The sequence below is a fragment of the Propionibacterium freudenreichii subsp. freudenreichii genome, from assembly GCF_000940845.1.
GTDB classification, from domain to species: domain Bacteria; phylum Actinomycetota; class Actinomycetes; order Propionibacteriales; family Propionibacteriaceae; genus Propionibacterium; species Propionibacterium freudenreichii.
Map to the genome: position 1 here is coordinate 2,047,582 of NZ_CP010341.1, position 19,242 is coordinate 2,066,823.

Here is a 19,242-nt window from a genome sequence, read left to right on the forward strand (position 1 = left end):
CGCGCGCCCTTTTCCGCAGGACCCCGTCCCGGGGCTCCGGGAAGCAGAATGCAGAAGAAGAATGAAAGGAACAGCCATGAGTGAAGCCACCAGTCTGTGGATTGACGGCAAGTCCGTGCAGGGGCACGGCGACCTCATCGATATCGACGATCCCGCCACCGGCAAGGCCATCGGCCAGCTGCGTCTGGCGAACTCCGATGACCTCGACACCGCGATCGCGTCGGCCAAGAAGGCCCAGGCCGAGTGGGCCAATGCCTCACTGGCCACGCGCGTCTCGGTGATGTTCAAGATGCGTCAGCTCATCCTGGATCGCCAGGACGAGCTGGCCGACATCATCGTGGCCGAGGGTGGCAAGACCCACGGCGACGCACTGGGCGAGATCGCCCGTGGCCGCGAGACCATCGACTTCGCCTGTGGCATCAATGCCGCGCTCAAGGGCGAGTTCACCTACAACGCCTCGCGCGGCGTCGACGTGCACACGGTGCGCCAGCCCGTGGGCATCGTGGCCGGCATCGCGCCGTTCAACTTCCCGGTGATGGTGCCGATGTGGATGCACCCGATCGCCCTGGCGACCGGCAATGCCTTCATCCTCAAGCCGGCCAGCCCGGTGCCGACGGCCTCGCTGTTCATCGCGGAGCTGTACAAGGAGGCCGGCCTTCCCGACGGCCTGTTCAACGTGGTGCCGGGCAACCGCCAGATCGTCTCGGCGATCTGCGAGCATCCCGGCGTCGACGCCATCTCGTTCGTCGGTTCCAGCCCGGTGGCCCACATCGTGCAGAACACCGGCGTGGAGCACGGCAAGCGCGTGCAGGCACTGGGCGGGGCCAACAACCACGCCATCGTCATGCCTGACGCCGACGTGGAGTTCGCCGCGCAGCACATCTCGTCGGGCGCCTTCGGTGCCGCCGGCGAGCGCTGCATGGCACTGCCGGTGATCGTGACCGTCGGTGGCGTGGAGGACAAGCTGATCCCCGCCCTCAAGGCACGCGCCACCAAGATCGTCACCGATGCGGGCACCAACCCGGATGCCGAGATGGGTCCGGTGATCACCCGCGCCGCGCAGGAGCGGATCACCTCCTGGATCGACGAGGCCGAGAAGGCGGGCGCCAAGGTGGTGCTCGACGGGCGTGGCTACACCCCGGACAACCCCGCGGAGAAGGACGGCTTCTGGCTTGCCCCGACCATCCTCGACGATGTGCCGACCAACCTGCCGATCTACTGCGAGGAGACCTTCGGGCCCGTGCTGGCGATCGTGCATGCCGACACCTACGAGGAGGCCATCGAGCTGGTCAACTCCGCTCCGTTCGGCAATGGCTCGGCCATCTTCACCTCGTCGGGTGAGGCGGCCCGCGAGTTCTCGCTGGACGCACAGGCCGGCATGATCGGCATCAACGTGCCGATCCCGGTGCCGGTTGCCTACTACTCCTTCGGCGGTTGGAAGGAGTCGCTGCTGGGCGACACCCACATCCACGGCCCGGAGGGCGTGAAGTTCTACACCAAGGGCAAGGTGATCACCAGCCGCTGGCCCAGCCAGGGTGACCACGTCGGCCATGTGGGAATGAACTTCCCGACCAACGCATAACCAGCACCACGCAACACCAGCAAGAAGGCAACACCAGCATCACCGCAACACCACGTCAGGCCCCCACTGAGTTCGTTCGGTGGGGGCCTGACGTGTCTCCGGCAGGCTTGACGTCGCTGTGCGATGACACCACACTCAACCCGGGGCGCCGAACGCGTCCCCGAGTCCGCCTCCGGCCAACCTGGGAGAGAGAAGACCTCTGGATCAATTTTTGTCCGGATGTAATGACAATTCGGGCTTCAGGACTATAAAGTGCTTGCTGTGGTCGGGCACCAGTGCTGATGCCCGATCGAACGGCTCTGCCAACGAGGGCGGGCCGCAGGCGCAAGGAGTCTCGATGAGCGAGAACACGGCGTCGGTGGGGACGTACACACCGACGAAGATCAAGGAGCTGGTGGCCGAGATACCGGCCTCCGGCAAGAAGCGGTCGCTGGGGGCGATCGCGGCAGTAGCAACACTTGGTTCACTACTCTTCGGCTATGACACCGGTGTGATCGCCGGTGCACTGCCCTATATGTACCTTCCCTCCGAGGCCGGCGGCCTCGCCCTGAAGACCTGGGAGGAGGGCCTGGTCGGCGCCCTGTTGTGCATCGGCGCAGCCGTCGGCGCGAGCGTGGGCGGACGCCTCTCCGACAAGTACGGACGCCGCCACAACATCATCATGCTGGCGATCGTCTTCTTCATCGGCGCCATCGGCTGCACCCTGTCACTGAATGTGTGGATGCTGTTCGCCTTCCGCCTGGTGCTCGGCTTCGCCGTGGGCGGCGCGTCCGCCACCGTGCCGGTCTTCCTGTCGGAGACCGCACCAAAGCGCATCCGCGGCATCCTGGTGGCCGTCGACCAGTTCATGATCGTCGGTGGCCAGCTGCTCGCGTACTCGATGAACGCGGTGCTGGCGCAGTACCACGGTGGCCCCGAGGCCATCGTCTCGAATGACCCGTCGGGCACCTACGCCTCGGGCAGCACCCAGGTGTGGGACGTGCTGCAGAACATCGTCGGCCTGACGGTCTCCGGCGGCAACGGCATGACCTGGCGCTACATGCTCGTGCTGGCATCCATCCCGGCCATTGCCCTGTTCTTCGGCATCCGTGCCATGCCCGAGTCAGCCCGTTGGTACGCCTCGCACATGCGCATCCCCGAGGCCATCGGTGCCCTCAAGCGCGTCCGTGAGGACGGCAAGGACGATGTGGCCCATGAGATCGACGAGATGGTCGAGGTGCACCGCGCCGAGGCCAAGCAGGAACGCTGGAACTTCTCCCAGATCTGGTCGACCAAGTGGACGCGACGCCTGTTGCTCATCGGCATGGGCCTGGGCATCGCCGACCAGCTGACCGGCATCAACACGGCCATGTACTACATGCCGAAGGTGCTGCACGCGGCCGGCTTCTCGATGACCGACTCGATCAGCCTCAACGTGGTCTCCGGTGCCGTGTCACTGATCGGCTCCGGCGTCGGGTTCTGGTTGATCGCCAAGTTCGCCCGCCGCCATGTGGGCATCTACCAGTCGGCGATGATCGTGTTCTTCCTCACCTCGCTGGCCGCGGTGTTCTTCTTCTTCATCCAGCCGCACCAGCAGGCCGACGGCGCCATCGTCGGCGCCCCGAGCTTCGCCCCCATGCTCGTGCTGATCCTGGTCTGCCTGTTCGTCTTCGCCAAGCAGTCCGGCACGGTGAACTGGGTGTTGTTCTCGGAGATCTTCCCGATGAAGATCCGCGGCACCGCGCTGGGCATCGCCGTGGGCACGCTGTGGATCGTCAACGCGATCGTCGCCTGGGTGTTCCCGATGATGATGAAGGGCTTCGGCGGTGCGCTGACCTACATCATCTTCGCGGCATTCAATGTGTGCACGCTGTTCTTCTACCTGAAGATCGTCCCCGAGACGAAGTACCACAGCCTCGAGGAACTCGAGCTGAAGTTCCAGAAGGACTACAGCTGAGTGTTGCCCCGCGCGGAGCCGGTCGTGTGATCTGTCAGGATCCCGCGGCCGGCTCCCTGCTTTCATGACAGTCTTGGCACAGTCGCAGCCCTGACGCGGTCGCAGGGTTCGCACGGTCGCAGCCCTGACACGGTTGCAGGGTTGGCACAGTCGAGGTCGGCATCTTCCCGAGGAGGCATCTGATGGGCTCAGGCCAGGTGCGCGTGGCACGCATTCGCGTGACGATCGCGCTCGCCGGCGCACTGACCGGTGCCGTCTACGGTGGCCTGTGCGCCACCCTGGTGGCGGCTCCCCGGGGCGCCGTGCTGCGGGTGGCCACGGTCTCGGGCGCAGCGCTGCTCGGCGTCTTCGTGGCCTATCTGAGTGCCCGCCTGGTCGGCCGACGGCTCCAGGGAGTGGCCGCGGCGCTGCTCGTGGTGGCCGGTGGCGTGCTGACGCCGCTCGCCGCCCCCATCCACTGGCCCGGCCTGCTCGGCCCGGCCCTGGCCGGGCTGGGTGCCGGCGTACTCACGATCGTCGCTCCCCTGCTGGCCCGGGAGCTGGCCGCCAACTCGCGGCACCAGGTGGCGGGCAGCACCGGCTTCGGGCTGCCCCTGGGGCTGGGCACCACCCAGCTCGTGGCGGTGGCCGCGGTGGCCGTCGAACTGCCGGTCGAGCGACTGGTGTGGCCCACCATCGGGGCCCTGGCACTGCTGGTGGGCATCCTGCTGGCCACCCTGCCCGAGTCACCGGTGTGGCTGGCGACGCATCGCACGATGGAGCGCAGCTATGCGGCCATGGTGCGACTGTTCGGCACCCTGGAGGCCAGCATCGAACTCGACTGGGTGCTGATGGCCCGCGACATGGCCGCCGAGGAACGCCGCCTGCGGTGGCGCGACCTCAGGCTGCCCGGCATGAAGCGCACCGTGACGGCCGGCGCCGTGCTCGCCCTGGTGCGCGAGGCGCCCCTCGGCCTGGCGGCACTGGTGCTGGTGCCCGCGGTGGCGGGCGAACTCGCCTCGCCCCGGGCCGCCACCGTCGCACTGTTGGTGCTGGGCCTCACGGCGACGGGCGTCGGGGTGACCACCGCGCTGCACCGCTTCCGCGGATTCGGCTTTGCCCGCCTGATCGCCGGCCTGGCGCTGGCACTGGTGGGACTGTCCCTGATGACCCTGGCCACCCATGTCCACGACGGCGGGGCGCTCGTGCTGGTGCTGGTCGCCACCCTGGCGTTGGCGGTGGCGCAGTTCGTGTTGGTGACCCCGGCGGCGCGGGGATCGGTGGAGCCACTGGTGCCCCCATGGCTCGTGCGGGCCCACACCACCTCGACCCATGTGCTGGCCGCGGCGGCCCGGGTGATCTGCCTCACCGCGCCGGCCGCCCTGCTGGCGACCAGGGGTCCCGCCACGACGGCCATGGTGGCCACGTTGGTGGAGATCGTCGTGCTCATCGTGCTCACGGCCGCCCTGCCGCAGGCCCTGCACCGCACGGCCTAGGCCCGGGGATGCGTCCCGCAATTGTGTTTATGTCCTGACAATTGGCGTCCGTCTTGATAGCGTGGGGGCACGCGGGCAATCAATGCTGAGTGCCCCTGATTCCCTTGAGACAGAAAGCCGTGGACATGACCCAGTCCCTCACCACCTTCGAGATCCCGGCCACAATGCGCGCAGCGGTGCTTCGCGAGCCCGGTGCGGGCCTGAAGGTCGAGACCATCCGTACGCCGCACCCGAAGGAGGGCGAGATCCTGCTGAAGGTCGCGGCCTGCGGACTGTGCCACTCCGACCTGCACGTGATCAGCGGCGCCATCGCCTTCCCCACCCCGGCGGTGCTCGGCCATGAGGTGGCCGGCACCATCGTCGAGCTCGGCCCGGGCAATGAGTTCACCGGCCTGCAGGTGGGCCAGCAGGCCGCCGGCGCCTTCCTCATGCCGTGCGGCAAGTGCGCCGAGTGTGCGCGCGGCCATGACGAGCTGTGCCTCAACTTCTTCAACATGAACCGCCTCAAGGGCGAGCTGTACGACGGCGAGACGCGCCTGTTCACCACCGACGGCGAGCCCCTGGCGATGTATTCGATGGGTGGGCTGGCCGAGTACGCGGTGATCCCCTCCACCGCCGTGGCGCCGGTGCCGGCCAACATCGACACGGTGCCCTCGGCCATCCTCGGCTGCGCGGCACTGACCGGCTACGGCGCGGTGCGTCGTGGTGCCGACCTGCGCTACGGCGAGACCGTCGCCGTGGTGGCCGTCGGCGGGGTGGGTACCAACATCGTGCAGGTCGCCCACGCCATGGGCGCCCGCCAGGTGATCGCCATCGACGTCTCCGACGAGAAGCTGGCCCCGATGGCCGGTTATGGCGCCACCGCCACCATCAACTCCACCACCCACGATCCCCGCGAAGAGGTGCTCAAGCTCACCGGTGGCCGTGGCGTGGACGTCGCCTTCGAGGCGCTCGGCATCCCCGCAACCTGGCAGACCGCGCTCGACGTGATCGCCGACGGTGGCCGCATGGTGCCGATCGGACTGGGCGGCGGCGTGCAGACCGCCGGCGTGGAGATCAACCGCACGGTGCGTCGCAGCCAGTCGATCCTGGGCTCCTACGGCGCCCGCACCCGCCAGGACCTGCCTGCGGTGATCGACATGGCCTCGCGCGGCATCATCGACTACAAGGACGTGGTGAGCCGCCGGTTCACCCTGGAGCAGGCCAACGAGGGCTACGAGCTGCTGGCCCATGGCGGCATCCAGGGCCGTGGCGTGGTGGACATGTCACTGTGATGTGCCCGCTCTGAGCGGCGTGGTCGGCCACCGGTTGGTCGACCATGCCGTGGGCACGCACGCCGGGCATCCAACACGCTGTGTATCCGATACCCCGTGCGTCCAACACGCTGGGCATCCAACAACTGGGCATCCGAGCTGATCGCCCGGACGCACCGGAGGCCTGGCACCATGGCCCCCGGACAGAAAGAAGCGCCGGTCCCCGATGACCGGCGCTTCTTCTATGGGTTCACGTGGGCGTCGTTGACACGCTCCCCCTGGGAGAACTGCGGGCCGTGGCCCGCTGCTGTCCCGCTGACTCAGAGAGTCCTTGCAGCCGCGATGTTCACGCCGGCGTAGACGCCGACCATGGATGCGGCAACCATCAGCACACCGCCGCCGGCAAGCAGCAGGGTGTTGGTGGTGAGCACGCCGATCACCATGAGGGCGATCACGGCAATGGCCACGGCACCCAGCGCAACCGACAACGTGATGGCGTTGACGTCGGCAGCCTCGGCGGAACGGATCGCGGCCGAGCTGCTCGTGGTGGTGGGGGTGGTGGTCCTGAGCTGGTTGTTCTGAAGTGTGTCGTTCATGTCGACGCCTTTCTGTAAGCAGGCGCGCGAACGCCACATCAGCAGCGTCACGCACGCCAATGTGTGTTTCGGGACTTTGTCAGGTCGTGTTTAATGACCGGACAAAGTCCAGTGTACGGGAGAAACGTCAGGAACCCAAATGGCGTCCTCCCCGCAGGACGGACCGGGGCCGCGCCGGATGGTGTATCCGACGCGGCCCCGGGTTCACGGTCGTCCGACGGCCCCTGGGGGCCTCCGTGCGATCAGCGGGTGATCAGTCCTTGTGGGTGCCCAGCGAACCGAGCTCCTTGCAGGCCTCCACCACGCGGTCGGCCATGCCGTTCTCGGCCTTCTTGCCCCACGAGCGCGGGTCGTACATCTTCTTGTTGCCGACCTCGCCGTCGATCTTCAGCACACCCTCGTACTGGGTGAACATGTGATCGACCACGGGGCGGGTGAAGGCGTACTGCGTGTCGGTGTCAACGTTCATCTTGATGACGCCGTAGGACACCGCATCGGCGATCTCCTGGGGGCTCGAGCCCGAGCCACCGTGGAAGACCAGGTCGAAGGGCTTGTCGATGCCGTACTTCTTGCCACAGGCGTCCTGGATCTCCTTGAGGATCTCGGGGCGCAGCTTCACGTGGCCGGGCTTGTAGGCGCCGTGCACATTGCCGAAGGTGAGTGCGGTGATGTAGCGACCCTGCTCGCCGGTGCCCAGGGCCTCCAGCGTGCGCATGCCGTCCTCGACGGTGGTGTAGAGCTTGTCGTTGATCTCACCGGTGACGCCGTCCTCCTCGCCACCCACGGCGCCCACCTCGATCTCGAGGATGATGTGGGCCTTCGAGGTGCGCGTGAGGAGCTCCTTGGCGATCTCGAGGTTCTCACCCAGGTCGATGGCCGAGCCGTCCCACATGTGGGAGTTGAACAGCGGATCCTCGCCGCGGTCGACGCGCTCCTGGCTGATCGCGATGAGCGGGTTGACGTAGGTGTCGAGCTTCTCCTTCTGGCAGTGGTCGGTGTGCAGGGCGATGTTCACCGAATAGTGCTTGGCCACCACGCGCGCGTACTCCGCGAGCGCCACGGCACCGGTGACCATGTTCTTCACCTTCTGGCCCGACGCATACTCCGCGCCGCCGGTGGACACCTGGATGATGCCGTCGGACTGCGCTTCCGCGAAGCCCTGGATGGCAGCGTTGAGGGTCTGCGACGAGGTGATGTTGATCGCCGGGTAGGCGAAGCCGCCCTTCTTGGCACGGTCGATCATGTCCGCGTAGACCTCGGGACTTGCGATAGGCATGTGTGCTTCTTTCTGGCTCGACGCCGGTTCAGTCTGCGCATCCGGGTGGTGGAACGCGCGATCGGGGGGACCCTCGTTGTGTTCTTCCAACAGCTGGGATGCCTGCCGACGCGGCGGGCACCAGCGCAATTCTCTCAGGATCGGAGCAGTTCCGAAAGCCCTGAGCTCAATCAAATTGTAAGAACATTCCAACAAATTCGGGTACGGCGGGCGCAGGTGCGTCCGGGATCACCAGACCTGCTCGCAGCGGCTCATGTCGAGGTGCAGCCGGCGTCCCGAATATGCCCACAGGCCCGAGTCGATCGTGCCGGGCATCAACGTGAGCAGGGCGAAGGGCACCGTCCAGTAGCTGCCGTCGGCGCGCACCACCTGCAGTTCGGGTCCGGGCACCGCCCGTCTGCTTGCGCCGCGCACGGCCGAGACATCGGACCAGGCCAGGAACTCGACGCGATCGGCGTGGGTGAGCAGCAGGCCGTCGCGACGCATCGTCACCGCCGCCCCCACCTGCATGCGCCCCAGTGCGCGGGTGAGGTCGTGGCGCGTCATCGCGATGCGTGCCACCTGCACCCAACCCGACACCAGCGGCCACAGCAGCAACAACGCCATCGCCAGGGCCGACGGCCTGAGCGCCAGGATCCCGGCCGGATGCAGCTGCCACTTGAACATGGTGAGCGCCACCAGCAGCCAGCCGACCCCGAAGATCGAGCCGATCACCGCGAAGATGACGGCACGCCTGGTGGACTTCTTGAACGCGGCGTGGCGCAGCTGCAGTCGGTCGGGGCTGAGCAACAGCGCGAAGCCCCGGTCGCTGACCGGGCGTGGATTCGCCGGACGCTGGGTGGCCGTGGGCTGCATGGCGCTCATCCTATAGAGCCGGGCTTTGCGTGGGCTGGCAACGACGACGCATCGGACACCGCCGTGGTGACCCCCTCGTCACGCGGCCCACCCGCATGGGCGAGCGCCCAGTGGTACATCGCGATGGCGGCGGCGGCACCGGCGTTCATCGACCGGGTGGATCCGTACTGGGTGATCGCCACCAGGCGTTCGCAGGCGGCGGCGAGCTCGTCGGTGAGGCCCTGCCCCTCGCTGCCGAAGACCAGGCAGCAACGCAGCGGGAGCTCGGTGGTCTCCAGGCGCACCGCCCCGGGCAGGTTGTCGACGCCCACCATGGTCAGCTCGTGCTCGGCGCAGTAGGACACCAGCGAGGCGACATCGGGCTGGTGGTGCACGTGCAGGTAGCGGTCGGTCACCATGGCGCCGCGTCGGTTCCAGCGATGGCGTCCCAGGATGTGCACCCCCGACACGTTGAACGCATTGCCGGTGCGCACGATCGAGCCGATGTTGAAGTCGTGCTCCCAGTTCTGGATGGCGATCTGCAGGCTGTGGCGTCGGGTGTCGAGGTCGGCCACGATCGCCTCCACCGTCCAGTAGCGGTAGCGGTCGAGCACATTGCGGTGGTCGCCGTCGGCCAGCAGCTCGGGGTCGAAGCGCGGATCGTCGGGCCAGGGTTGGGGAGCCGGGCCGACGCCCACCGTCGGGGCGGTGGGGTCCACCGGCGGCTTGGCAGTGCCACCGTCCCGGGCCTCGGACAGGGTTGCGTCAGACTGCGGTGCAGGGCTGTCAGCTGGGTGATCCACGCCGCCCAACGCTACCCTTGCCGGGTGCTCCCACTGTCTTTGTTGCCCGCGCTGGTGCCCATGCTGCCGAGCTGGATGGACCCGGCGACCATCATCCACGCACTGGGGAACGGGGCCCTGTGGGGGGTGTGCGCCATCCTGTTCATCGAGTGCGCGATCTTCCCGATCCTGCCCGGTGACTCCCTGCTGTTCACGGTGGGCATGTTCATCGCCATGGTGCCCCCGTCGATCACCTTCGGCGACATGGGCAAGCCGATGGTCTACGTGGTGGCCTGCCTCATCATGACCGTCTTCGCGGTGGGCGGGAACATGGCCGGCTATTACATCGGCAAGTTCGTCTCGGGCTGGTTGTTCAAACCCCGCGACGGCTGGGTGGGCAAGATCTTCAGCCAGAAGCACCTGGACGACACCCACAAGTTCTTCGCCCGTTACGGCTCCAAGGCCCTCGTGCTGGGACGCTTCGTACCCTTCGTCCGCACCTTCGTGACGATGGTCGCCGGCGCGGCCGGGATGACCTTCCGCCACTTCATCCTGTGGACGGCGGTGGGCGGCGTGCTGTGGGTGTGGGGCGTCACCGCACTGGGCTATTTCCTGGGCAATGTGGCCTTCATCGGCGACAACATCGACCTGGTGCTGGTGGCCATCGTGCTCATCTCGGTGATCCCGATGGTGGTCGAATACCTGTTGGAGAAGCGTCGCGGACGCATGGAAGCGGCGGCCGGCGCCGACGCCTGATCGGGGGTCATCCCCCGCGCCATGGGGCCCGTCGGGCGCGTGCCACCACGGAGTGAGGGATCGCGGCGCAACAGATCGCAAGGCAACGGATAGGGGCGGATGAAGCACCGTGGATGGTGCTTCATCCGCCCCTATCGCTGTCCCCGGACACGGTCACTACTGACAGGCACAGCTCCGCAGACCGGGTGGGTGCCCGGCGACCGGCGGCTAGCCGTTCTGGCCGGATGCTCCGGAGCCCGAACCACCCTGCGAGTCATCGTCCGGGAGCGTCGGCTGCTGGCCCGTTGTCGGCTGCTGACGCGGCGGCTGCGGCGGCACATATCCCTGGTTCTGCTCGGTGGGAACCGCCTGGGGCTGTCCGCTGCCGGGCTGCGCCGGCGGCGTGACCAACGGCTGGCCGGGCGCGTCCTGGCCCAGCGCCGGCTGCGGGGCCGACTGCTGGTTCCCGGGAGCCGGCGTGCCGGCCTGCTGGCCATCGCGCTGCACACCCGAGCCATAGCCCATCTGTGAGAAGTCCACCTGGGGCGCCTCGCGCATCGAGGGGTCGTCCACCTGGAAGTAGGCAGCCTTGGTGAAGTGGAACATCGAGGCGCTGATGTTCGACGGGAAGCTCTCCACCTTCGTGTTGTAGTCGCCGACCACCGCGTTGTAGTAGCGCCGCGAGTTGGCGATGCGGTCCTCGGTGGCGGCCAACTGCTCCGACAGCTGGCGGAAGCCGGCGTCGGCCTTCAGGTCGGGATAGGCCTCGGCCAGCGCATTGATGCTGCCCAGGGCCTGGGTGAGCTGGGCCTCCACCTGGCCACGCTGGGCGCTCGCCGCACCGTTGGTATCCATCTGGCGCGCCTGGTTGCGCAGCGAAATGATGTCGGACAACGTGTTGTGCTCGTGGGTGGCGTAGCCCTTGACCGATTCGACCAGGTTGGGAATCAGGTCATAGCGACGGTTGAGTTCCACGTCGACCTGGCGCCAGGCCTCCTGCAGCTTGTTGCGCAGCCCCACCAGCGAGTTGTACGGGGCGATGAACATGCCCCCCACGATCGCCAGCAGGACGACGATGATCACGATGATGGCAATCACAGCTTCGCGCCTTTCCTTGGGGTCAGGCCCCGTGAGGAGCCCTCGCCCCGTGACGTAGCGGGCCCCGACTCGGATGAGCCGATGCGCTTCATGTCCACACTAATGGAGCCACCGGGCCACGAAGACAGTCCGGCCGGCAGCAATACGGCCAACCGCTGCCCGGCCGGGGCGCACCTGCCGCGCCGGGGACGCCCGATGGACGCGCCCGTGGGTCCCGCGGGCCCTGACGGCGCCGCTCCCCACGGTGTGACTTCGTGCGGTCCGACTCCCTACAGCCCCAGGTCCTCGGCGTCATAGGCGTGGCGGTAGTCCAGGCCGGCGTCCGCCATGGCCCGGGCCACCACGCCCCCGGAGCGGTCGACGATGTCGATGACGCCCACCACGATGGCGCCGGCCTCCTTGATGGCCTCCACCGCGGTCAGGGCGGACCCGCCGGTCGTGCTGGTGTCCTCGACCACCACGACGCGACGCCCGGTGATGTCAGGGCCCTCGATGCGCTTGTTCAGGCCGTGGGTCTTGGCCTCCTTGCGCACGACGAAGGCATCCACCGGCGAACCGGCAGCGGCCGCTGCGTGCAACATCGCCGCACCCACCGGATCGGCACCCATCGTGAGCCCGCCGACGGCGTCGAAGTCCCAGTCCTTCACCAGGTCGAGCATCACCCGACCAACCAGCGGGGCGTCCACTCCCGACAGCGTCACGCGACGCATGTCGATGTAGTACTCGGCCTCCTTGCCGCTGGAGAGCACGACGTGCCCGGGCACCACGGCTTCGTTGATGATGTGCTGGCGCAGGGCTTCGCGGTCGCTGCTGGCTTGATCGGTCATGGTGCTGAGAATATCGGGCCGGCCGCGGGCACGGCACCCGCACGCCCGGTTGGCCCGGGCACCCCGGCAACGGTGGCGCCTAGTGCACCAACGTGGCGAACAACACCGAACGATCCGCGGTCGGCACGAGGTCCTGGTCGGCGGTGATCGTCAACAACGAATCGGTGGGGACCTGGCCGGCATGGCCCGGCACCGCGTCGAGCACCCAGCTGTCGTCGGCATGCACGGTGAGATCGCGCGGCGCCACCTCCACCGCGTAGCGGAAGGAACCCGAGCAGCTGTCCACCGTGATCACATCGCCCTTGTTGAGTTCCAGCAGCCGCTCCAGCGGCGCGCCATGGGTGATGCGGTAGCCCGCCAGCGCAAAGTTGCCGGCCTGCCCCGGCTGGCCCGTGGTGGCGTACCACCCGACCCCGGAGCCGAGCGCCTTGTTGTCCGTGCCGCGCGCGATGGGCTCATGCACGCCGATGGCGTCGATGGTGAGCACCCCGATCACGGCATCGGTGGCCTGGCTGTCGCAGGACGCCGGGAACGATGCCAGCGCCCGGGCCGCCCTGTTGTGCGCCGAGCGGGTGGAGCCCCAGACCTGCCATGCGGCAGCCGCGCCGAGCACCAGCACGAGCGCCACGACGCCCACCACCACCAGGGTGAACACGGAAGGGCGGCGAGCGCGGCGGGCTGACGACATGGATTCAGCCTAGAGGTCCCCGCCGGTGGGACGCGGTTATCCGCCCGTCACGCGCTGCGGGCAGGGTGTGATCCCATTCGCTGTGCCCATGTTCGAGTTTCACTCGCTGTGCCCATGTTCGAACTTCATTCGCTGTGCCCATGTTCGAGTTTCACTCGCTGTGCCCATGTTCGAACTTCATTCGCTGGGCCCATGTTCGAACTTCATTCGAAGTGCGTCCGGGCGTCCCAACTCACGGGGCTGCCCTGGGGCGCGGCGTCGTCGAAGGGCTCGGGCGCGCCACGCCAACGGTCAAGCTCCTCGCCGAAGATCCAGCGGTAGGGGAAGGCGTCCCCGCGCCCGCGGCTCATCAGGGCCGACATCGGCAGCTCCAGGTGCGAGCACAGGATCACCACATTGCCCATGCGTCGCCCCTTGAACACGCCCGGCTCTGCACACACCGACAGTTCACTGAAAGAGCGGTTCGCCCCGACCAGCACCCGGTGCGTCCACGTGAACGGGGCCGTGTCGGTGACATTGATCGCCAGCAGGCCGCCGTCGCGCAACACGCGGTCGTATTCGCCGAACGCCTGGCCGGTCACCAGCTCGCCGGGCACCGACAGGTGGGCGAACGCGTCCACGATGATCATGTCGGCATAGTCCGCCGGCATCACGGCCAGCCCGGTGCGTCCGTCCTGGGGACGCACCTTGATGCCCGAGCGCTGCGGCAGCGGGAGTTCACGGCGCACCTCCTCGGTGAGGCGCTCATCGGGCTCGAGCACGATCTGCGGCGACGTCGGACGGGTGAAGGCCACATAGCGGGCCAACGACATGCCCGCACCACCCACATGGATCACCCGCGGCCGCTCACCGGCGGGCACCCACACGTCGATGGCCTCACTGATGCGCTGCATATAGGGGAACTCGAGGTGCGTCGGATCATTCGGGTCGACGAAGGAATGCTCCACTCCCCCGCCGCTGACCACGAATGCGCCCGGCACGAACTTGTCGGGCTGCACATGCAGCACGTCGTGGTCCGACGGGGTGGCGTCACCGCCCCCGACGGCCCCGTCCGGCCCGGACGCGCCGCTGACGACTTCCCCATGAGCAGCCGATGCCCGGCCCTGGTGCTTGTGTGCCATGACCCCATTGTGGCCTGCCGGGCTCCGGCCCCCGCACCGAACACGTGGCCCGGCGCAGGACACATGCCCCGGCGCAGATCATCGGCCCCGCAGCGAACGTCGACCCCCGAACAGGAATAGGGTCATGGGACGACAACACAGGCGCCGTCGCCCAGCAGCGCTGCCGCCGACGGCGGGAGGGGCGCGACCGGTCCCAAGAGCCGCAGGAGAACGAATGGCTGGCAACACCACCACGCACGCATCCGGAGGAATCCGGGAGTTGACGGTCCGGGCCGTCGTCCTGGGCGGCATCATCACCCTGATCTTCACCGCCGCCAACGTCTACCTGGGCCTCAAGGTCGGCCTGACCTTCGCCACCTCCATCCCGGCGGCCGTGATCTCGATGGCCATCCTGCGGCGCTTCCAGAACCACACCGTGGTCGAGAACAACATCGTGCAGACCATCGCGTCCGCCGCCGGCACGCTGTCGGCCATCATCTTCGTGCTGCCCGGCCTGGTGATGATCGGCTGGTGGACGGGCTTCCCCTACTGGACGACGGCCGCAGTCTGCGCCATCGGCGGAACGCTCGGCGTCATGTACTCCATCCCGCTGCGTCGCGCCCTGGTGACCGGCTCCGACCTGCCCTACCCCGAGGGCGTCGCCGGGGCCGAGGTGCTCAAGGTCGGGGATTCCTCGCAGAGTGCCGCCTCGCAGCGCAGCGGCCTGCGCGCCATCTTCACCGGGGCGATCGGGGCCGGCGGCTTCTCGCTGCTCGGCGCCCTCAAGGTGGTGGCCACCAAGGTCTCCACCGTGCTCCACATCGGAAGCGGCGGCACGATCCTGGGCACGAGCCTCTCGCTGGCCCTGCTGGGCGTGGGACACCTGGTGGGAATCACGGTCGGCATCGCCATGCTCGTCGGCGTGGCCATCTCGTACGGCGTGTTGCTGCCGATGCTGAGCCGCGGCGCCCCGGCGCCCCTGGCGGCCTCGGTTCCCGACATCTTCGCCACCGATGTGCGCTTCATCGGCGCCGGCACCATTGCCGTGGCCGCCGTCTGGACCCTGCTGAAGATCATCGCCCCGATCACCTCCGGCATCCGCGAGGCGATCCGCTCCACGCGCCGCCGCCACTCCGGGGAGAAGGTGGACATCACCGAGCACGACATCCCGATCAACATCGTCGCCATCGTGGTGGTGGCGTCCATGGTGCCGATCGGCATGCTGCTGTGGGGGTTCACCCGCGGCACGGTGCTCGATGGCAGCGCGGGGAGCCTCATCGCGGTGAGCCTGGTCTTCGTGCTGCTCGTCGGGCTGATCGTGGCCTCCGTCTGCGGATACATGGCCGGCCTCATCGGCGCGTCCAACAGCCCCATCTCCGGCGTCGGCATCCTCGTCGCCATCGCCGCGGCAGTGCTGCTGAGCGCCACCTACGGCCAGCATGATGGCACGCACGGCACCGCACTGGTGGCATACACCCTTTTCACCGCAGCCGTCGTGTTCTCCGTGGGCACCATCGCCAATGACAACCTGCAGGACCTGAAGACCGGCCAGCTGGTGGGCGCCACACCGTGGAAGCAGCAGGTGGCCCTCATCATCGGCGTGGTCTTCGGCTCGCTGGTCATTCCCCCGGTGCTCGAGCTCATGCAGTCGGCGTTCGGATTCCTGGGCACCCCCGGTGCCGGTGACAATGCGCTGGCCGCGCCGCAGGCAGCCCTCATCTCCTCGCTGGTGCAGGGCGTCTTCGGCGACTCGCTCAATTGGGGACTCATCGGCATGGGCGCGCTCATCGGCGTCGGGGTGATCATCGTCGACGAGATCCTCGGACGCACCACCCACAAGCTGCACCTTCCGCCACTGGCCGTCGGCATGGGCATGTACCTTCCGATCACGCTCACCGTGATGATCCCGGTCGGCGCCATCATCGGCCGCTTCTTCGACCGCTGGGCAGAGCGACGGGGAGCCCACGCCGCCCACATCAAGCGTTCCGGCATCCTGCTGGCCACCGGGCTGATCGTCGGCGAGAGCCTGTTCGGCGTGGTCTTCGCGGCGATCGTGGGCGCCACCGGCAAGGACGAGCCACTGGCCATCGTCGGCGACGGCTTCGCCACCTGGGCGACCGTGCTGGGGATCATCGTGTTCGTCGCCTTCTCGGCGTACAGCTACTGGTCCACCGCCCACCATGCCGCACGCGACGCGGCCGACACCGACGCCGTCACAACGTCATAGCGGGCACCGCGTCCAGCAAGCACATATGAGGCCGCCCACCCCGGAATCCCGGGATGGGCGGCCTCATGCTGTCAGTCGTCAAGTGGTCAGGCAGACCCAGTGATCACGCGGACCCAGTGCTCACGCAGACACAGGGGCCTCGCCCTTCACGTCCACGCCGTCACCGGCCTGGTTCATGTCAACGCTCACCTTCTGGTCGTCACTGATGGTGCCGGCCAGCATGGCGCGGGCCAGCTGGTCCTCCACCGTGGTCTGGATCAACCGACGCAACGGACGGGCGCCGTACACCGGGTCATAGCCGGTGCGGGCGAGCCATTCGCGCGCGGCAGCCGACACGTCAATGCTGATGCGACGCTCCGCCAGGCGACGATTGAGCTTGTCCAGGCTGATGTCGACGATCTTGTCGAGGTCCTCGCGACTCAGCTCGTCGAACAGCACGATCTCATCGAGCCGGTTGAGGAACTCGGGACGGAAGTGGTCCTTGACCACGGCCATCACCTGGTTGCGACGCTCCTCGGGCGACATGCTCGGATCGGCCATGAACTGCGAGCCGAGGTTGCTGGTCATGATGAGGATCACATTGCGGAAATCCACCGTGCGTCCCTGGCCGTCGGTCAGGCGACCATCGTCAAGCACCTGCAACAGGATGTTGAACACATCGGGGTGGGCCTTCTCGATCTCGTCGAGCAGCACCACCGAGTACGGACGACGCCGCACGGCCTCGGTCAGCTGGCCACCCTCCTCGTAGCCGACATAGCCCGGAGGGGCACCGACCAGGCGCGAGACGGAGTGCTTCTCCATGTACTCGCTCATGTCGATGCGCACCATCGCGGTCTCGTCGTCGAACAGGAAGTCGGCCAGGGCCTTGGCCAGCTCGGTCTTGCCGACGCCGGTGGGGCCCAGGAACATGAACGAACCGGTCGGACGATTCGGGTCGGAGATGCCGGCGCGCGAACGACGCACCGCATCAGAGACCGCCTTGACGGCGGCCTGCTGGCCCACCAACCGCTTGCCGATGCGGTTCTCCATGTCGAGCAGCTTCTCGCTCTCGCCCTCGAGCATCTTGCCCACGGGCACGCCGGTCCATGCCGACACGACCTCGGCGATGTCGTCGCTGGTGACCTCCTCGGAGACCATCGACTTGCCCTGCGAATCCTCCTCGGCCGCAGCTGCCTCGTCGAGCTGCTTGTTGAGCTCGGGGATCTCGCCGTAGAGGATCTCGCTGGCCTTGGCCAGGTCGCCGTCACGGGTGTGCTTGTCGGCCTCGGTGCGCAGCGCGTCGATGCGGGTCTTCAGCTCGCCGACCTTGTTGAGGCCCTCCTTCTCGGCGGCCCACCGGGCCTCGAGGCCCCGCAGCTGCTCCTTGGCGTCGGCGAGGTCGGAGTTGATCCGGGCCAGGCGTGCCTTGGAACCGGGGTCCTCCTCCTTCTCGACGGCGAACTGCTCCATGGTCAGGCGATCCACCTGACGGCGCAGCGTGTCGATCTCCTCGGGGCTCGAGTCGATCTCCATGCGCAGGCGGCTGGCGGCCTCGTCCACCAGGTCAATGGCCTTGTCAGGCAGCTGTCGACCGGTGATGTAGCGATGTGACAGCTGTGCGGCGGCAACCAGCGCGGAGTCGGTGATGCGCACCTTGTGGTGGGCCTCATAGCGCTCGCGCAGCCCACGCAGGATGGCCACCGTGTCCTCCACGGACGGCTCACCGACATAGACCTGCTGGAAACGACGCTCCAGGGCCGGGTCCTTCTCGATGTGCTCGCGGTATTCGTCCAGCGTGGTCGCGCCGATCAGGCGCAACTCACCGCGCGCCAGCAGCGGCTTCAACATGTTCGAGGCGTCCATCGAACCCTCGGACGCGCCGGCACCCACCACGGTGTGCAGCTCGTCGATGAAGGTGATGATCTGGCCCTCGGCGCTCTTGATCTCGTTGAGCACGGCCTTGAGGCGTTCCTCGAACTCGCCGCGGTACTTTGCCCCGGCGACCATCGACGCCAGGTCGAGCGACACCAGTCGGCGTCCCTTCAGCGAATCGGGCACATCGCCCTTGACGATGCGCTGGGCCAGGCCCTCGACGACGGCGGTCTTGCCGACGCCAGCCTCGCCGATGAGCACCGGGTTGTTCTTGGTGCGACGGCTCAGCACCTGCGCCACGCGACGGATCTCGGAGTCGCGGCCGATCACCGGATCGAGCTTGCCGTCCTTGGCACGCTGGGTGAGGTCGATCGAGTACTTGTCGAGTGCGGATTCCCCGCCCTCCGATTCGGCGCTGGTGATGCGCTTGTCACCACGCGAGTCGTTGAATGCCTTCTCCAGGGCCGCCGTGGTGACGCCGTTCGACGCGAGGATGTTCTTCGCGTCCGAATCGACCTCGGCCAGGGCGATGAGCAGGTGTTCGGTGCTGACGAACTGGTCACCCAGCTTGTCGGCACGCGTCTCGGCATCGGCCAGCACCCTGGCCAGCGCGCCGGACAGTTGTGGTTGTGCCACCGAGGAGCCCGAGCTGCTCGGCAGCTTGTCGATGGCTGCCGAGGCGGCGCCGTCGACGCGTGCGGCATCGGCACCCACTGCCTTCAGCAGCGGCGCCACAGAGCTCTCGGGCACCATGAGCATCGCGTGCAGCAGGTGCACGGGCTCGGCGGTCGGATTGCCCTTGGTGAGGGCCAGCCTGACCGCAGCCGTGACGGCGTCGCGGCTCATCGTTGTCAGTTTTTCTGTGTCCATAAGTCCTTCTTCGCAATTCCCCGGCTCCGCGGCCCCCGGGCCTCAGCGACCCGGACCTCGTTCCACGGGCCAGAGCCCTCATTGAGTCCACCTGACTCAACTTTAACGCGTT

15 protein-coding genes are annotated in these 19,242 nt (G+C 67.6%); 6 read left to right on the forward strand and 9 right to left on the reverse strand.

The genetic code is table 11. From position 1 onward, the window contains the following. Positions 1-76: 76 nt before the first annotated feature. From RM25_RS08965 to RM25_RS08980, 4 genes are all read left to right on the forward strand, one after another. Positions 77-1,582, forward strand: coding sequence for a CoA-acylating methylmalonate-semialdehyde dehydrogenase (locus RM25_RS08965; RefSeq protein WP_013161755.1), 1,506 nt, complete (start codon positions 77-79; stop codon positions 1,580-1,582). A 337-nt stretch (positions 1,583-1,919) separates the two neighbouring features. After that, the gene (locus RM25_RS08970) at positions 1,920-3,518 is read left to right on the forward strand and encodes an MFS transporter (protein ID WP_044636345.1); all 1,599 of its coding nucleotides are present in this window, start codon (positions 1,920-1,922) and stop codon (positions 3,516-3,518) included. Between the two features lie 182 nt (positions 3,519-3,700). Then, positions 3,701-4,993: an MFS transporter gene (locus RM25_RS08975; RefSeq protein WP_044636346.1), complete on the forward strand. Its 1,293-nt coding sequence runs from the start codon at positions 3,701-3,703 to the stop codon at positions 4,991-4,993. Between the two features lie 125 nt (positions 4,994-5,118). Continuing rightward, positions 5,119-6,267 carry a zinc-binding dehydrogenase gene (locus RM25_RS08980; RefSeq protein ID WP_044636347.1) on the forward strand — a complete coding sequence of 383 codons (1,149 nt, stop codon included), beginning with the start codon at positions 5,119-5,121 and terminating at the stop codon, positions 6,265-6,267. 299 nt (positions 6,268-6,566) lie between these two features. On the opposite strand, the gene RM25_RS08985 is transcribed toward RM25_RS08980, so the two are convergent. From RM25_RS08985 to RM25_RS09000, 4 genes are all read right to left on the reverse strand, one after another. Continuing rightward, entirely contained in the window at positions 6,567-6,842 is a 276-nt protein-coding gene (locus RM25_RS08985; RefSeq protein WP_013161759.1) for a hypothetical protein, read from the reverse strand. A 253-nt stretch (positions 6,843-7,095) separates the two neighbouring features. Beyond that, entirely contained in the window at positions 7,096-8,118 is a 1,023-nt protein-coding gene (gene fbaA, locus RM25_RS08990) for a class II fructose-bisphosphate aldolase (RefSeq protein WP_013161760.1), read from the reverse strand. 228 nt (positions 8,119-8,346) lie between these two features. Next, on the reverse strand, positions 8,347-8,982 hold the full coding sequence (locus RM25_RS08995; RefSeq protein WP_013161761.1) for a hypothetical protein: 636 nt from the start codon (positions 8,980-8,982) through the stop codon (positions 8,347-8,349). Beyond that, the gene (locus tag RM25_RS09000; RefSeq protein ID WP_112317771.1) at positions 8,979-9,710 is read right to left on the reverse strand and encodes a TrmH family RNA methyltransferase; all 732 of its coding nucleotides are present in this window, start codon (positions 9,708-9,710) and stop codon (positions 8,979-8,981) included. The genes RM25_RS08995 and RM25_RS09000 overlap by 4 nt, the downstream gene beginning before the upstream one ends. 69 nt (positions 9,711-9,779) lie before the next feature. On the opposite strand from RM25_RS09000, the gene RM25_RS09005 reads away from it, so the two are divergent. Further along, a complete protein-coding gene (locus tag RM25_RS09005) occupies positions 9,780-10,490 on the forward strand; it encodes a DedA family protein (protein ID WP_230579906.1) in 711 nt (236 codons plus the stop codon). Positions 10,491-10,697: 207 nt separating this feature from the next. Here the strand turns inward: RM25_RS09005 and RM25_RS09010 are convergent, their stop codons facing one another. The 4 genes from RM25_RS09010 to RM25_RS09025 form a co-directional block, all read right to left on the reverse strand. Continuing rightward, positions 10,698-11,567, reverse strand: coding sequence for a LemA family protein (locus tag RM25_RS09010; RefSeq protein ID WP_080774533.1), 870 nt, complete (start codon positions 11,565-11,567; stop codon positions 10,698-10,700). Between the two features lie 269 nt (positions 11,568-11,836). Continuing rightward, positions 11,837-12,394 (reverse strand): orotate phosphoribosyltransferase, encoded by a 558-nt coding sequence (pyrE, locus tag RM25_RS09015; RefSeq protein ID WP_013161765.1) that lies wholly within the window; start codon positions 12,392-12,394, stop codon positions 11,837-11,839. Between the two features lie 79 nt (positions 12,395-12,473). After that, positions 12,474-13,082 (reverse strand): class E sortase, encoded by a 609-nt coding sequence (locus RM25_RS09020; RefSeq protein WP_044636348.1) that lies wholly within the window; start codon positions 13,080-13,082, stop codon positions 12,474-12,476. A gap of 203 nt (positions 13,083-13,285) precedes the next feature. Next, the gene (locus RM25_RS09025) at positions 13,286-14,089 is read right to left on the reverse strand and encodes a spermidine synthase (RefSeq protein WP_044636839.1); all 804 of its coding nucleotides are present in this window, start codon (positions 14,087-14,089) and stop codon (positions 13,286-13,288) included. A 373-nt stretch (positions 14,090-14,462) separates the two neighbouring features. Here RM25_RS09025 and RM25_RS09030 point away from each other — a divergent pair, with 373 nt between their 5' ends. Further along, the gene (locus RM25_RS09030; RefSeq protein ID WP_196482670.1) at positions 14,463-16,409 is read left to right on the forward strand and encodes an OPT family oligopeptide transporter; all 1,947 of its coding nucleotides are present in this window, start codon (positions 14,463-14,465) and stop codon (positions 16,407-16,409) included. Positions 16,410-16,529: 120 nt separating this feature from the next. Here RM25_RS09030 and clpB read toward each other — a convergent pair whose 3' ends face one another. Then, complete coding sequence (gene clpB / locus RM25_RS09035) at positions 16,530-19,130, reverse strand: ATP-dependent chaperone ClpB (protein WP_044636349.1); 2,601 nt, start codon at positions 19,128-19,130, stop codon at positions 16,530-16,532. Between the last annotated feature and the right edge of the window lie 112 nt (positions 19,131-19,242).